This window comes from Citrobacter sp. Cc139 (genome assembly GCF_030334645.1).
Lineage (GTDB): Bacteria > Pseudomonadota > Gammaproteobacteria > Enterobacterales > Enterobacteriaceae > Citrobacter > Citrobacter werkmanii.
Window position 1 is genome coordinate 82218 of the sequence record NZ_JAOWDM010000076.1, and the last position, 13219, is coordinate 95436.

A 13219-nucleotide genomic window follows, 5' to 3' on the forward strand; every position below is an offset into this window, starting at 1 on the left:
ACAATGTAATAGCGTTGTTATATTGCTGCAATTGTAGTGACATTAAATTACGTTGTTATTCAGAATTGGTTTAGATATGCGCGTTTTTGGCGGGTAATTACGGCTTTCGTGATGGCGGTCTGTATCGGCAGGAATAGGGGGATGCCGCGCAGGGGATACGCGGCATTTAATGCCTCAGGAAATGAAGTTCATACCCTGTTTTAACACCAGATCGCAGGCCTTGGTTTTTACCTGCTTCGCCAGCGAGCTATTACCAATCGTGTTCAGGTCCAGCTGTTGGCCATCTTTGGCGTTGAGCAGGCCCTGAATGCCGTCCATGTAATTGGTGTCTTGTTTCTGCTCTGGGGCACTGAGGCCGAGTTTATCCAGCACCTGGTTTTTGACATTTTGCGCGTCGGTGACCGAGGCCAGTTTCTGTTTGGCGCAATATTCCAGGATCCCGGCGGCGTTATTCATGCTGCTTGAGGTCAGTGACTGATTGCTGCCATTCAGCAGACTGGTCAGGGAGGAGAGCGACGAGCTGCCCTGCGAGCCGGAGCTTTGTTTGCTCAGTTCGCTGGCCGCGCTGGAGAGCGAGTCCTGCCAGGAGGCGGCAAAAACGCTGGTGGAGATGAGCGTACTGGCGGCAAGCGCACAGCACAGCAGACGTTTGGTTGTTTTCATCATTATATGCAACTCGTGTTATGCCTTTTCAGCGCAGTATAGCGCTGGCAGCTTTAGGAGTGGTCCTAATACGTTAATACTCTTTTCCTGTTACCCGGCTACGGTAGCTGTCCCAGTTAAAAATCACCCACAGGCTGTTACCGAGACGCATGCGATCCATCACGCGCTCACCCAGCAGTTTGTTCATTTCATCCATATTGCTGTTGGTTAACATACCGGTCGGGCGTTTTGAGGACGATCGGCGATCGACGATCTGATTGATGATCACTTTTTCATAGCGGGATTCGGTCTGCATGCCGATCTCATCGATCACCAGTAGATCCACATTACTAAGATCGTTGAGCAACTGTTCTTCGCTGGTTTCACGGTTACTAAAGGTTTCTTTCATCGCCGACATGATATCAGCCACGGTAATGATCAGTACCGACTTACCGCGGAGCAGCAGTTCGTTGCAGATAGCTGCCGCCAGATGGTTTTTGCCGGTGCCGGGTTTGCCCGAGAAAATAAAGCTGGCGATGTTGCCGTCAAACTCATCAACGTACTGGCGGGCTTTGCTCAGGGCATTCATCTGACCTTCGCATTCCACCCGATAGTTATCGAATGAACAGTTTTGGTGCAGCGGACGGATACCGGAGCGGTTGAATGTGCGCTGCATTTTCATGGCCCGGTTTTCGCGGGCCAGCGCTGCGGCACGAATTTCACCTTGCTCTTTTTGCCATGCCAGTAGCTCTTCGCCCGTTTTAAAGGCAGGCTCGACATTGGGCGGCATCATTTTTTGCAGACGTTTCATCAGATCGCCAACGTTTTTCATCGTTATCCTCTAAAACCTGGTGGAATATGGCTGTCAGGTTCGCTGACACTGTTCACATCGCGCTTTGGCATTCCGCCATTGCTGGCCCGGCCAATCTGGATGCTACGCGCCAGTTTTTGCTGCCACTGAATATGGTGAAAGACTTTGCCTTCGGCCTGCCAGTAAGCGACGAATGAGGCCAGTTCCTCGGCGGTGACCGGTTCTCTTAACGCCACGCCCCACAGAGCGGCCTGGCGCTGAAAGTCGGCATCGGGCTGCCAGTCAGCGTACATCGCAAATTTCCCCATTGGCACGGCCACGGGCGCAGCTTGCGGCTCTTCATAAAATTGCGCATCCAACGTCACATCGCTTCCTGGACGTGACAGCTTCTCTTCAAGCGCCAACAACTGAGCCAGTCGCGCAGGCGTCAGCGCGTAAAACGCTGGCGCATTGTTGGCGAATACCGCTACGGCGCCACCCGCAGACTTTGCCAGTACCGCGTGGTGATCGTGTAGTAAGGCGTCAATGCTGATGACGTCCGGCGTCAAAATTTTGCAGGGCATAATGTTTCTCAAAACTGAACAACAACCGAGAAGGGACTGCTTTTATAGTAACACAGAGAACCATGAGAGCAGCAGATGAGGGGGAGATTCCCCCCTCTGCGATATGCTAAGAAATTACCGCGCTAGACGCGTGGGCGTTTGCGATACAGCCATAAGCCTGGTACGGATAAGCCGATAGAGAGCGCACCAACAATTGATGAGGCTTTCAGGAAATTGGTTAACAGGGTAATCATCAGCGCTTCGCTGTAGCCAAAATGGCCAATTTTTACCGCGGAGATCATGGCGGTGTAGGCGGAGATCCCGGGGAACATAGGGATCACAGCCGCAACGGTGAAAACTTTCGGATGCGCCAGATACCAGCGCGACCACTGGATCCCAATGCAGCCAATCAGCAGCGACGCCATAAAGGTTGACCATTCAATATTAAACCCTGCGCTCATCATCACCATTCGTGAACCATGGCCCAGCGCGCCGAGTAACGCACACCAGGGAAGCGCGTGGTGCGGGACGTTAAACACCATGGCAAAGCCCAGAGCCGGGATCGCCGACAGGATCATGTCCTGTATCAGCGCCAGAATGAAATCGATCACGCCCATCCGCGCAGCCCCCATAAGGTCATCGACATAACCACCCCAATGCAGGTTGCCAACGTCAGGAGACTGGCAATGGCCCAGCGAGCCAGCCCGGTATTAATGTGCCCCTTAAACATATCCGCGACAGAGTTGATCAACGGAAAACCCGGAACCAGCAGCAGCACGCTGGCAGCCATGGCGATGGTTGGGGTGTGATTAAAGGTCGGCAGCGTCAGCAACAGGCCGGATATTGTGGTCGCTACAAAGGCAGTGATACAAAAGTTGATTTGCGGATGCAAATGCCGTGACGCCAGAATCTGGCGGATATACATCGCCACCATGCTGGCGAAAAAGGTGATCACCGCGCCGTCCCATCCGCCGTTATTGAGTTTGCAAAAGCAGGCGCAGGACAAACCGACCATCAATGCGACCAGCCATCTTGGATAGCGTAGCGGCTTAATCTGGCTAAAGCGCTTCTCAACGCCTTTTAGATCCAGTAGTTTGTGTTCCGCTAAAATAACGATGTGCTGCACTTCCGTCACGACGTGCATGTTAATGCCGCGATCATGATTTTTTCGGGTCGACGTCAGGCATTGCCCATCTTTAATGGTAGTCAGGACAATCGCGTTGGAGGAGATGGCGCTTTCTACGCTATCCATGCCAAGCGCCAGGCCGAGGCGAGTGGATAACTCGTCAACCAGCGCGCTTTCTGCACCATGCTGGAGTAAAAAAAGCCCACATTGTATACATAACCGTGTAACCGTTCGCTGTGACGACTGCTCTGTTTGCATGGTTCGCTCTGACTGAAAAGGATCTCATTGAATAGTGAATGTCTTCTTTTTATCATGAAGCATGAGCCAGTTAGCTCTGGCAAGATCAATCTTTGTGTTGAAAAAAGACGCAGGTCGTACTCGCTTACATGCCTTACCTGCTAATCAATAAAAACAGTATCACATGATAAGATAGTTTTATTTATCAGGATGGCAAATACGTAAGCAATTCTAATGTTCTATTTTAGTTCTTTTAATTGTACATAGAATGTATTTATGCGTAATTTTGTAATAACGGTTCAATAGTTTGAACGCTATTGGGATTATAGCGCCATTATTTTAATGTTTGAATGAAATCCAAGGATAAACAATTCACCTCGTCTATTGTTTAGGGATTTTCTGTTAATTAATACGTTTAATTTATCAGGGATCTTCTAATAAATGCGAATACGGACTGGTGAATGTGGAGGGGATATGTTGCCAGGACGCTGCAAAAACGCAATTATTATTAGCAAATTACCGATCGTACAAACTGGGCTTAAAGGTGTAATGCAAGAACAGTTTGCTGATTACGAATTGACTTACTGTCGTTCTGTTGAAGAACTGACATTGTTGCAGTTGCGGTGCGCTGACTTGGTGATTGCTGATTTATCAGCAGACTGCAATCATCCTCGCTCAGTTTGCGAACAATTTTATTCTTTATTATCTCAATACCGTGATATTCATTGGGTGTTTCTTGTCTCTCGTGTTTTTTACCCTCTCGCCATCGAACTGCTGATGTGCCCGATCAGTTCACTGTTATCTGATGCTGAGCCGATTGAAAGTTTAGTGAATGTAATTCACGCGGGAAATACCCGAGCTGAGAGGATAAGTAAATCTCTGATTTCCCCTCCCGTAATGCCAGAGTTGGCTGACAATAGCGCCCGCTCAATTGCACTTACTCTCTCGGAGAGGAAAGTGCTGAGACTCCTGGGAAAAGGTTGGGGAATTAACCAGATTGCATCGTTACTTAAGAAAAGTAATAAAACAATCAGCGCCCAAAAGAACAGCGCCATGCGTCGCTTATCAATACATAGCAATGCAGAAATGTACGCATGGATAAATAGTTCTCAAGGATCGCGAGAACTGAATTTACCTTCAGTATATGGGGAGACCACGGAATGGAAAGCAGAAGCATTAAAAGAAACGTCGCACTTGTAGAAAAATGTGCGATGAGTCGTGTGGGTATTGAGAGTTTATTTAATACCATGCCGGATGACCAATACGCACTTCATCTCTTTTCGAACCAGCCTGCTTTTAGTCAGGCGATGTTAAAAATGTCATTTTCGGCAGTAATTTTTTCTCTTTCTGCTATCAGAACCGATCGCAGAGCAGGACTCGCCTATCTGACGGAGATGGCGATAAATTTCCCTCGCATCAGGCGTGTGGTGATTGCCGATGACGATGCTGAGGCACGTTTAATTGGCTCTCTGTCACCATTGCCGCTGGATGGGGTCGTTAGCAAAGCCTCTTCGTTAACTGTGCTGCAGGAAGCTTTGTTTACGTCGTTGAATTGCCCTACTCGGACAACCGAAAGCGCGAAAAACCATTGGTTTATCAATCAAAGCCGTGTGCTTAGCCCCACAGAACGAGAAATACTGCGTTTTATGTCAAATGGCTATTCGATGCCGCAGATTGCCGTTCAGCTTGAACGGAATATTAAAACCATTCGGGCGCATAAATTTAACGTAATGTCCAAGCTGGGCGTGAGCTCAGATGCGGGTTTACTGGATGCTGCCGATATCCTGCTGTATCTGCGCGCAGGCGAACCGACACCCATTCTACAAGCGGCGTCGTGACGGCCAACGTAGACGTATTTTGTGTCGGGTTCAGTCACCGGCCCGGGGCGTGAAACATCATTGGCACACATCAACCCAGGTGGCTGAAGTTAGCTCAGCCATCCTTTCCGGCGTGATGCGAACAGCGCTGTGAATGGCCCCTGCCGCAGGCAGCACTTCAGCATAGTGCTTCAGAGAGACATCGCAATAAACCGATATCGGTGTTTCCAGCCCGAAAGGACAAACGCCGCCAACGGGGTGACCCGTCGCATTCACGACCTCATCACTACTCAGCATACGGGCTTTGGCGCCGAATGTGCTCTTTAGCTTTTTATTATCCAGCCGGGCATCGCCTTTGGCGACGACCAGAATGATGTCGTTCTTCACTTTTAGCGAAAGTGTTTTCGCGATCTGACCGGGTTCGACATTATGGGCTTTTGCTGCCAGCTCGACGGTTGCCGTGCTCTGATCTAATTCGATGATCTCAATATCTGGGGCATGTTGCGCCAAAAATTGGCGTACTGATTGCAAACTCATTCTTCTCTCCAAATCGCCTACGGGCAGCTCCATACAGCAGAAAACCGCATGGCGTAATTTGTCATAGGGGCAAGCTCGCTGTAAATATTTTATTGTAACAACATGGCAACATTGGCAGTTTTTCGATCATCTTCACAATCAAAGAAACCGGTTACAGTAACCGGTTGCAGAATGTTGAAATGACGATTAATACTGAAGTTGTCACTTCCTCTGTATCACATAATAAGAGCCATCTATGAAACTTAACTCAAAATGCAGTAGCGCTGGTGTTCTTCCCGGCACGGTTGCGAAAAAGTGTAATGAGCTTTGCGTGGTGGTGTTGATGCCTGCATGGCTGCAGGGTTTTGCGCAACGGGAGAGCGGCTATGTCTACTAATCATGCTGTGTTTAATGTGATTTTCCGTTTTGTTGAAAACTACGTCAGCCCTGTCGCCGGACGAATCTCTTCACAACGTCATGTGATGGCAATCCGCGATGGGTTTATTTCGGCTATGCCCTTTATGATCGTCGGTTCATTTCTGCTGGTTTTCGCCTACCCGCCATTTTCTCCTGATACCACATGGGGATTTGCCCGTGCATGGCTGGATATGGCAAAACAGTTTGAAGGCCAGATCCTCACACCGTTTGATATGACGATGGGGATCATGTCGGTCTACATCTGTGCGGCTATCGCTTATAACCTGGGTAAGCACTATGTGAAGTCGCATCAGTTAGATCCGTTTATGTGCGCGATGTTGTCCATCATGGCTTTTTTGCTGATTGCCGCGCCGAAAACCAAAGGCGCGATGCCCGTCGATAGCCTGGGTGGGACGGGAATTTTCACTGCTATCCTCGTGGCGATTTACTGTGTGGAAATGATGCGTTTCCTGAAGGCGCACAACATCGGCATCCGTTTACCCGATCAGGTGCCGCCAATGATCAAAAACTCCTTCGATCTGCTGATTCCGGTGCTGGTGGTGGTGCTAACGCTGTACCCTCTGAGCCTGGTGATACAGTCGCAGTTTGACATGCTAATTCCGCAGGCCATTATGGCTATCTTTAAACCACTGGTATCCGCTGCTGATTCTCTCCCGGCGATACTACTGGCCGTGCTGATTGGTCATCTACTGTGGTTTGCTGGGATCCATGGTGCGGCGATTGTTTCGGGGATGCTGCAAATGTTCTGGCTAACCAATCTCGGAATGAATCAGTCGGCGCTGGCACAGGGCGCACCTTTGCCACATATCTTTATGGAAGCATTCTGGACGTTTTTCATCGTGGTTGGTGGGTCCGGCGCGACGATGGGGTTAGTGATTTGCTATCTGCGCAGCCGTTCGGCGCATTTACGTTCGATTGGGCGTTTGAGTGTGGTCCCCAGCATTTTTAATATTAACGAACCGGTGATTTTCGGTACGCCGATTGTCATGAATCCCGTGTTCTTTATCCCGTTTCTGCTGGCCCCGATGGTGAATGCGGTGCTGGCCTGGGCGGCGATGAAGCTGGATTTAATTGGACGGGTGATTTCCGTCGTTCCCTGGACGGCCCCGGCACCGGTTGGTGCGGCATGGGCGTTAGGCTGGGATTATCGCGCGGCCATCCTGGTCGTCCTGCTGGCGTTGGTGTCGGCGATCATCTATTTCCCATTCTTTAAGGTCTATGAAAAGCAGCTATTGGCGCAGGAAAAAGAAGAAGCACAGCGTATAGAAGAGGAAAACCAGCAGGTTGCATAAATTGTTGACGAGGGGCTACGGCTCCTCGCTTACTTCAGCGTACAGTCACCGCATTGCTGAACGTCGGGCAGGCGGTAACGCTGGCAGCAGGTTCTGCGCACCAGTAATCCTTCGCGTGGAACAACGGTACGCCACAACGGATTATCCTGACCGCAGGAGAGTTGTTTCTCAAAAAAGCAGGTTTGCCGCAGTGAGTTCAGCAGCTCTTCACCTAACAATGGCTTCATTTCCGTTAAATACCAGTGAATTAAATATCCGGTATTGCTCCAGATAAGCCTGGCGTTGATCTCGCCTGTTGCTTCCAGCGCCTGCACAACCGGCGTTAGTGCCGAGAGAATCAGCGTTTCCATGCGTTGTTGAGGCGACAGGGCTGTAGTCTGATGATCCTGGTGGACGTCAATCCAGAAGCAGGCTGCACGGCCCGTTTCGTGAAACTCAACGCGCATGTGTTCAGGTGAGACGTCAATGGCCTCTTTTTGCGTTAGCAGGGCTACCATGAGTGGGGGCATCATCAGCCCGATATACCATTGCGCCCAGAGAGAAATCAGCGGCTTATTTTCGCGTGTCAGCGTGGGCTGGTTGCGATAGATATGGTCTGAATAAACGGCCAACAGCGAACTGAGCGTCGCTGGTTGCGTCCATTCATGTAGCGTCATCGCGCCCGGTACGGGGATTTCGTCAAGACGAATAAAGTCCAGCAGGTGCTCACGAGTTTGGGCTATCGTTTCGCGTACAGCAGCAGCCAGCGAGGGCATCTTTGCTGGAAGGTGGCTACGCCAGATGACATCTTCAACGATCGGTGCGGAACGATAAGCCATGGCAATATAAGGATGTTAATCGAAATGATAATGATTGCTAATCCTATAGTTGACGATGAACGATGGCAAGATCTTTGTCGCGATGACGGATGCCACCGCACAGATAGCTCAGAGTGAAGGGCGGTTTACCCTCAGCTCATCGCTGACCAGCGTGTTATTACGCCCAAGATTTTTCGCCTCGTACAGGGCTTTATCCGCTCTGGCGATAGCGGCCTCAATATCCTGCTCTACCAGCGGCGCAATGCCGATACTGACGGTCACGTTGGTTGCCACGTTTTCGTTAAACATGTGGGGTATTTTAAGGTCGTACACTTTCTGACGAATACGCTCGGCGGCGGCCTGTGCCTGCTGCGGATCGATCGCGGTCAGCAAAACCATGAATTCTTCGCCGCCGAATCGCGCCACCACATCCCGGGATCGTACGGAATCTCGAATGGCGGCTGAGACGCGGATCAGCGCCTGGTCGCCCATCATATGCCCGTAATGATCGTTATAGGCTTTGAAGTGGTCGATATCCAATAACAGCACGTAGTGTTTCGAGTTGCTCAGCGCCAACAGCGTATCGAGTCTGTGTTGCAGTCCCCGGCGGTTATACAAACCGGTAAGCGGGTCAAGCATGCTGAGTCCGTTGAGCGTTTCCCGTTCCTCAAGCAGTTTGTACATCAACTGCTGGGCGAAACCATCGTAGCGCTTTTGTATCACATGTTGGATGGCGATCCCGGCCATCGGTAACGCCATAAAATAGAAAATTCGTAAACTATGCTCGTTGCCGCTAAGCCATAAACAGACGGCGACGGAGGGGAGAGAATGAAGCGTAAACGCGATGATATTATTGGCGAAAGCAATAGATCCAATAAACAGCACGCTGAGCAGTGCGATTAACAGAAAATAATAGTCATTATGACCGAGAGTGGAATATTTCTGAAAAATATGGAATGCCCATAACAAGCCAAAGATTATTGAAATAAAAGGGAGATTAATTTTTTTATCCGTGTATTTACCATGCCATATAAGCAGCAGCGTACTGGTGATCAGTATCAGCAGAGCCGGTACAGATAAGGCTTTGACGGCAAAAAGTGGGAAAAAAAGCGTAAACAGCGCGGAGACTGCGTTGAGAAGCAGAAACAAACGCAAAGAGAGTTGATATTTTTTAGTGCGCAGAGTTCGCCAGGATTGTACTGTCATAGTAAATATTGTTAGTTATCTGTAATATACGAAGATGTGTTGGTAAATAAAACAAATAACGAACGGGGTATCATTCGCTGAGGTCTTTATTTTTAGTTGAAGCGTTAACCGGCGAGCAATTTATCACCTTAGATTATTCATGTCATCAATCGTTAAGTAAAACTCATATAATTGATAGTGCCTCCCAGCTGACAAATGAGAAAACATATCATATGATATTGGTTATCATTATCAATGTCGTAGGTGGAACCATGTTGCAACGTACGCTGGGCAGTGGATGGGGAGTTCTGCTGCCGGGGATACTCATTGCCGGGATGGCATTTACCGACCTGTCGGTCAATGTATGGAAGGTAATGATTGTATTAGGATTACTATTGACTTCGCTCATGCTATACCACAAGCGCTTACGGCATTTTATTCTGTTACCTTCATGTGCAGCGCTGATTGGCGGCATTGTGCTGGTAATGATGAACTGGAATCAGGGATAAGCAAAACAGGGGAAAAAGAGAACGAAATAAGATAATTGGTGCGAGGGGGGGGACTCGAACCCCCACATCCTAAGGACACTAACACCTGAAGCTAGCGCGTCTACCAATTCCGCCACCTTCGCACAGTCATCTTATTTTTTTGATATCGCCTCGTTGGTGCGAGGGGGGGGACTTGAACCCCCACGTCCGAAAGGACACTAACACCTGAAGCTAGCGCGTCTACCAATTCCGCCACCTTCGCCCAGTGCGAGCAATATCAACGTGGATTATGGTGCGAGGGGGGGGACTTGAACCCCCACGTCCGAAAGGACACTAACACCTGAAGCTAGCGCGTCTACCAATTCCGCCACCTTCGCATACCATCGACACTCAAAAAGTATCGTTACCACGGAGGCGAATTCTAGAGATTTTATGCAGGGCGTCAACAGTTAATTATCGAACTTAACGTGATTGCCGAAAAAAAAGGCGTTTCTACGGTTTTTGGCGTTTTATCCAGGCCGGATAAGCGATAGCGCTATCCGGCGTTGCTCAGTGTCACGTCTGGCGGCAGCGTAAATGCCTGATCCAGCCTTGATCAGTTAGGCTTTTTTCGCCTGACGCGTCATGATGGTGCGATAGACCTTGAAGCGTCCGGTCTGTGCGATAACTTCATGGAATCCGAATACCTCATCCAGCACCTTCGGATAGGGCAGGAAGGCGTTCGCCACGATACGCAGTTCACCGCCGCTGTTGAGATGACGCACCGCGCCGCGAATCAGCGTTTGCGCGGCATCGAGGCTGGTCTGCATCCCATCATGGAACGGTGGGTTGGAGATGATCATATCAAAGCGGCCCGTCACGTCAGAAAAAACGTTGCTGGCGATCACATCACCTTCAATACCGTTGGCGGCAAGCGTGGCGCGGCTGGCTTCAACAGCGGCCGCACTTACATCACACAGGGTTAAGCGGACTTTGGGCGAATGGCTGGCTAAAGCGACGGAGAGTACGCCCGCGCCACAACCGACATCCAGAACTTTACCTTTGGTATGCGGCGTCAGTGTGGAGAGCAGCAATTGGCTGCCAACATCCAGGCCGTCACGGCTGAATACGCCCGGCAGCGTTTTGATGGTCAGATTATCAATCTGATATTCATCCCAGTATTTTTCTGCATCAAAGACCGGCTGTTTTTCCAGACGACCGTGGTACAGGCCACAGCGACGCGCGCTGTCGACTTTATTAAGCGGTGCGTATTCGGCCAGCATTTGCTCTGCGCTACGTACGCCGCTGCGGTTCTCACCCACAACAAAAACATCGCTGCCCACCGGTAACAGCGACAAAATGTTCATCAGCTGGAACTGCGCTTCCGGCTTATTCTTCGGCCAGTAGTAGATTAGCGTATCGCTATCGGCAACGTCATCGGCCTTAGCGACGAGGCTAAAACGGACGTTGTCACCCATCTGGCGGTTCAGCACCTGCCAGTGGTGAAGTTGTTGAGTGTGCGCACGGCTGGCGGCGCTTTCGAAGTGGGCAGGCAGATCATCCTGCAAATCACCGGCAAACAGAATACGGCTTTGTTCGAAATCATCACTGTGGCGCAGCAAGACTTCACTTGCCGGGGTAAAAGCAGACATGGAGTGCTCCTTAAATTGTACAGCCGGGGATTATAGTTGTTTGATGGCACGGATTCGACAAATTTGCTATATTTGCGCCCCTGATAGACAGGAGTGTTTCGCTATGACATCCCGACGAGACTGGCAGTTACAGCAACTGGGCATTACGCAGTGGTCGCTGCGTCGTCCTGGCGCACTGCAGGGCGAAATCGCGATCTCCATTCCTGCGCATATCCGTTTAGTGATGGTTGCTGCACAACTACCCGCGCTAACCGAACCGTTAATGAGCGATATTTTACGCGCAATAACCGTCAGCCCGGATCAGGTTTTACAATTGACGCCTGACCGTGTCGCCATGCTGCCGCAGGGCAGTCGCTGTAATAGTTGGCGGCTGGGAACCGAAGAGCCGCTGCTGCTGGAAGGCGCTCAGGTCGAGAGTCCTGCGTTTAATGAATTACGGGAAAACCCAGCGGCCCGCGCCGCGTTATGGCAACAAATCTGCGCATATGAACACGATTTCTTCCCTCGAACCGACTGATTTACCTGCAGCATTTCAGATTGAAAAACGCGCCCACGCTTTTCCGTGGAGTGAAAAAACATTTGCCAGCAACCAGGGCGATCGCTACCTCAATTTTCAGTTGAGGGTTGACGACGTGATGGCCGCCTTTGCGATTACGCAGGTGGTACTGGATGAAGCTACGCTGTTCAATATCGCCGTCGATCCTGACTTTCAGCGCCAGGGCCTGGGGCGCGAGCTACTGGAGCACCTGATCGATGAGCTGGAAAAGCGCGGCATTTTGACGCTGTGGCTGGAAGTGCGCGCCTCAAATGCTGCCGCTATCGCGCTGTATGAAAGCCTGGGCTTTAACGAGGCGACGATCAGGCGCAATTATTATCCGACGGCCGATGGTCATGAAGACGCCATTATCATGGCATTGCCAATCAGCATGTAAGACAAGGTGTAATGATGAAGAAGTGGGACTGGATTTTCTTTGATGCCGACGAAACGCTGTTTACGTTTGACTCGTTTACCGGCTTACAGCGGATGTTTCTCGACTATAGCATTACCTTTACCGCTGAAGATTTTCAGGACTACCAGGCCGTGAATAAACCGCTATGGGTGGATTATCAAAACGGCGCGATTACGTCATTACAATTGCAGCATGCCCGTTTCCAGAGCTGGGCTGAACGCCTGAAGGTCGAACCAGGCCAGCTTAATGACGCATTTATCAATGCGATGGCTGAGATCTGCTCGCCGTTGCCAGGGGCGGTCTCTCTGCTCAATGCGATTCGTGATAAAACGAAAATTGGCATCATTACTAACGGTTTTACGGCGTTGCAGCAAATCCGCCTTGAGCGGACGGGGCTGCGCGACTATTTCGATCTGCTGGTGATTTCTGAGCAGGTTGGGGTGGCAAAACCCGATCCCCGTATTTTTGACCATGCGCTGGAGCAGGCGGGCAATCCTGACCGTTCCCGCGTGCTGATGGTGGGCGATACCGCAGAGTCCGATATTCTTGGCGGCATTAACGCCGGGCTATCCACCTGCTGGCTAAATACGCACCATCGCGAGCAGCCAGCTGGCATTCAGCCGACCTGGACGGTCGCGTCATTAAGCGAACTGGAGCAGCTCCTGTGTAAACACTGATTGCCTCCCCCCCGTTGATGGGTAAAATAGCCGCAATTTTTCGTATTCAACTTGCACGGCCTGTTGCCGT

At 50.5% G+C, this 13219-nt stretch carries 17 protein-coding genes and 3 tRNA genes; 8 read left to right on the forward strand and 12 right to left on the reverse strand.

Annotated elements, in window-relative coordinates:
* Positions 1–174 precede the first annotated feature (174 nt).
* The 5 genes from OGV69_RS09995 to OGV69_RS10015 form a co-directional block, all read right to left on the reverse strand.
* Positions 175–666, reverse strand: a complete 492-nt coding sequence (locus OGV69_RS09995; RefSeq protein ID WP_048215003.1) for a YjjA family protein — start codon at positions 664–666, stop codon at positions 175–177.
* A gap of 70 nt (positions 667–736) precedes the next feature.
* Complete coding sequence (dnaC, locus tag OGV69_RS10000) at positions 737–1474, reverse strand: replicative helicase loader DnaC (protein WP_038636979.1); 738 nt, start codon at positions 1472–1474, stop codon at positions 737–739.
* A gap of 2 nt (positions 1475–1476) precedes the next feature.
* The gene (dnaT, locus tag OGV69_RS10005) at positions 1477–2016 is read right to left on the reverse strand and encodes a primosomal protein DnaT (RefSeq protein ID WP_006686572.1); all 540 of its coding nucleotides are present in this window, start codon (positions 2014–2016) and stop codon (positions 1477–1479) included.
* Positions 2017–2138: 122 nt separating this feature from the next.
* Positions 2139–2612: a threonine/serine exporter gene (locus OGV69_RS10010; protein ID WP_286469236.1), complete on the reverse strand. Its 474-nt coding sequence runs from the start codon at positions 2610–2612 to the stop codon at positions 2139–2141.
* Positions 2603–3379, reverse strand: a complete 777-nt coding sequence (locus OGV69_RS10015; RefSeq protein ID WP_038636983.1) for a threonine/serine exporter family protein — start codon at positions 3377–3379, stop codon at positions 2603–2605. Before OGV69_RS10015 ends, OGV69_RS10010 begins: the two co-directional genes overlap by 10 nt.
* 453 nt (positions 3380–3832) lie before the next feature.
* Between OGV69_RS10015 and OGV69_RS10020 the strand changes: the two genes are divergently transcribed.
* Together OGV69_RS10020 and bglJ are read left to right on the forward strand one after the other, a co-directional pair.
* A complete protein-coding gene (locus OGV69_RS10020) occupies positions 3833–4558 on the forward strand; it encodes a helix-turn-helix transcriptional regulator (RefSeq protein WP_038636985.1) in 726 nt (241 codons plus the stop codon).
* The gene (gene bglJ, locus OGV69_RS10025; RefSeq protein WP_051594501.1) at positions 4519–5196 is read left to right on the forward strand and encodes a DNA-binding transcriptional activator BglJ; all 678 of its coding nucleotides are present in this window, start codon (positions 4519–4521) and stop codon (positions 5194–5196) included. Before OGV69_RS10020 ends, bglJ begins: the two co-directional genes overlap by 40 nt.
* 57 nt (positions 5197–5253) lie before the next feature.
* Here bglJ and OGV69_RS10030 read toward each other — a convergent pair whose 3' ends face one another.
* Positions 5254–5712, reverse strand: coding sequence for a YbaK/EbsC family protein (locus tag OGV69_RS10030; protein WP_038636987.1), 459 nt, complete (start codon positions 5710–5712; stop codon positions 5254–5256).
* A gap of 235 nt (positions 5713–5947) precedes the next feature.
* Here OGV69_RS10030 and OGV69_RS10035 point away from each other — a divergent pair, with 235 nt between their 5' ends.
* Together OGV69_RS10035 and OGV69_RS10040 are read left to right on the forward strand one after the other, a co-directional pair.
* Positions 5948–6088 carry a hypothetical protein gene (locus OGV69_RS10035; protein ID WP_165353551.1) on the forward strand — a complete coding sequence of 47 codons (141 nt, stop codon included), beginning with the start codon at positions 5948–5950 and terminating at the stop codon, positions 6086–6088.
* On the forward strand, positions 6078–7421 hold the full coding sequence (locus OGV69_RS10040) for a PTS sugar transporter subunit IIC (protein ID WP_032940335.1): 1344 nt from the start codon (positions 6078–6080) through the stop codon (positions 7419–7421). Before OGV69_RS10035 ends, OGV69_RS10040 begins: the two co-directional genes overlap by 11 nt.
* 29 nt (positions 7422–7450) lie before the next feature.
* On the opposite strand, the gene fhuF is transcribed toward OGV69_RS10040, so the two are convergent.
* Both fhuF and OGV69_RS10050 read right to left on the reverse strand, forming a co-directional pair.
* The gene (gene fhuF / locus OGV69_RS10045; RefSeq protein WP_038636988.1) at positions 7451–8239 is read right to left on the reverse strand and encodes a siderophore-iron reductase FhuF; all 789 of its coding nucleotides are present in this window, start codon (positions 8237–8239) and stop codon (positions 7451–7453) included.
* Between the two features lie 108 nt (positions 8240–8347).
* Entirely contained in the window at positions 8348–9424 is a 1077-nt protein-coding gene (locus tag OGV69_RS10050; protein WP_038636989.1) for a GGDEF domain-containing protein, read from the reverse strand.
* A 251-nt stretch (positions 9425–9675) separates the two neighbouring features.
* Here OGV69_RS10050 and OGV69_RS10055 point away from each other — a divergent pair, with 251 nt between their 5' ends.
* Complete coding sequence (locus OGV69_RS10055; RefSeq protein ID WP_074458506.1) at positions 9676–9912, forward strand: DUF1435 domain-containing protein; 237 nt, start codon at positions 9676–9678, stop codon at positions 9910–9912.
* Positions 9913–9948: 36 nt separating this feature from the next.
* Here OGV69_RS10055 and OGV69_RS10060 read toward each other — a convergent pair.
* From OGV69_RS10060 to rsmC, 4 genes are all read right to left on the reverse strand, one after another.
* Positions 9949–10034 (reverse strand) — tRNA-Leu (locus OGV69_RS10060).
* Between the two features lie 32 nt (positions 10035–10066).
* Positions 10067–10153: transfer RNA gene (locus OGV69_RS10065), tRNA-Leu, on the reverse strand.
* 28 nt (positions 10154–10181) lie between these two features.
* Positions 10182–10268 (reverse strand) — tRNA-Leu (locus OGV69_RS10070).
* 222 nt (positions 10269–10490) lie between these two features.
* On the reverse strand, positions 10491–11522 hold the full coding sequence (gene rsmC, locus OGV69_RS10075; protein ID WP_069324104.1) for a 16S rRNA (guanine(1207)-N(2))-methyltransferase RsmC: 1032 nt from the start codon (positions 11520–11522) through the stop codon (positions 10491–10493).
* A 103-nt stretch (positions 11523–11625) separates the two neighbouring features.
* Here rsmC and holD point away from each other — a divergent pair, with 103 nt between their 5' ends.
* From holD to yjjG, 3 genes are read left to right on the forward strand one after another with little or no spacing between them, the layout of a single operon-like run.
* Positions 11626–12039 carry a DNA polymerase III subunit psi gene (holD, locus tag OGV69_RS10080; RefSeq protein WP_038636992.1) on the forward strand — a complete coding sequence of 138 codons (414 nt, stop codon included), beginning with the start codon at positions 11626–11628 and terminating at the stop codon, positions 12037–12039.
* Complete coding sequence (gene rimI, locus OGV69_RS10085) at positions 12008–12454, forward strand: ribosomal protein S18-alanine N-acetyltransferase (RefSeq protein ID WP_038636994.1); 447 nt, start codon at positions 12008–12010, stop codon at positions 12452–12454. The genes holD and rimI overlap by 32 nt, the downstream gene beginning before the upstream one ends.
* Positions 12455–12468: 14 nt before the next feature.
* A complete protein-coding gene (yjjG, locus tag OGV69_RS10090; protein WP_008786125.1) occupies positions 12469–13149 on the forward strand; it encodes a pyrimidine 5'-nucleotidase in 681 nt (226 codons plus the stop codon).
* Positions 13150–13219: the final 70 nt, after the last annotated feature.

Coding starts and splice junctions, on each gene's coding strand:
- OGV69_RS09995 (WP_048215003.1), bottom strand. CDS start 666: ATGATGAAAACAACCAAACGTCTGCTGTGCTGTGCGCTTGCCGCCAGT.
- dnaC (WP_038636979.1), bottom strand. CDS start 1,474: ATGAAAAACGTTGGCGATCTGATGAAACGTCTGCAAAAAATGATGCCG.
- dnaT (WP_006686572.1), bottom strand. CDS start 2,016: ATGCCCTGCAAAATTTTGACGCCGGACGTCATCAGCATTGACGCCTTA.
- OGV69_RS10010 (WP_286469236.1), bottom strand. CDS start 2,612: ATGGGCGTGATCGATTTCATTCTGGCGCTGATACAGGACATGATCCTG.
- OGV69_RS10015 (WP_038636983.1), bottom strand. CDS start 3,379: ATGCAAACAGAGCAGTCGTCACAGCGAACGGTTACACGGTTATGTATA.
- OGV69_RS10020 (WP_038636985.1), top strand. CDS start 3,833: ATGTTGCCAGGACGCTGCAAAAACGCAATTATTATTAGCAAATTACCG.
- bglJ (WP_051594501.1), top strand. CDS start 4,519: ATGGAAAGCAGAAGCATTAAAAGAAACGTCGCACTTGTAGAAAAATGT.
- OGV69_RS10030 (WP_038636987.1), bottom strand. CDS start 5,712: ATGAGTTTGCAATCAGTACGCCAATTTTTGGCGCAACATGCCCCAGAT.
- OGV69_RS10035 (WP_165353551.1), top strand. CDS start 5,948: ATGAAACTTAACTCAAAATGCAGTAGCGCTGGTGTTCTTCCCGGCACG.
- OGV69_RS10040 (WP_032940335.1), top strand. CDS start 6,078: ATGTCTACTAATCATGCTGTGTTTAATGTGATTTTCCGTTTTGTTGAA.
- fhuF (WP_038636988.1), bottom strand. CDS start 8,239: ATGGCTTATCGTTCCGCACCGATCGTTGAAGATGTCATCTGGCGTAGC.
- OGV69_RS10050 (WP_038636989.1), bottom strand. CDS start 9,424: ATGACAGTACAATCCTGGCGAACTCTGCGCACTAAAAAATATCAACTC.
- OGV69_RS10055 (WP_074458506.1), top strand. CDS start 9,676: ATGTTGCAACGTACGCTGGGCAGTGGATGGGGAGTTCTGCTGCCGGGG.
- rsmC (WP_069324104.1), bottom strand. CDS start 11,522: ATGTCTGCTTTTACCCCGGCAAGTGAAGTCTTGCTGCGCCACAGTGAT.
- holD (WP_038636992.1), top strand. CDS start 11,626: ATGACATCCCGACGAGACTGGCAGTTACAGCAACTGGGCATTACGCAG.
- rimI (WP_038636994.1), top strand. CDS start 12,008: ATGAACACGATTTCTTCCCTCGAACCGACTGATTTACCTGCAGCATTT.
- yjjG (WP_008786125.1), top strand. CDS start 12,469: ATGAAGAAGTGGGACTGGATTTTCTTTGATGCCGACGAAACGCTGTTT.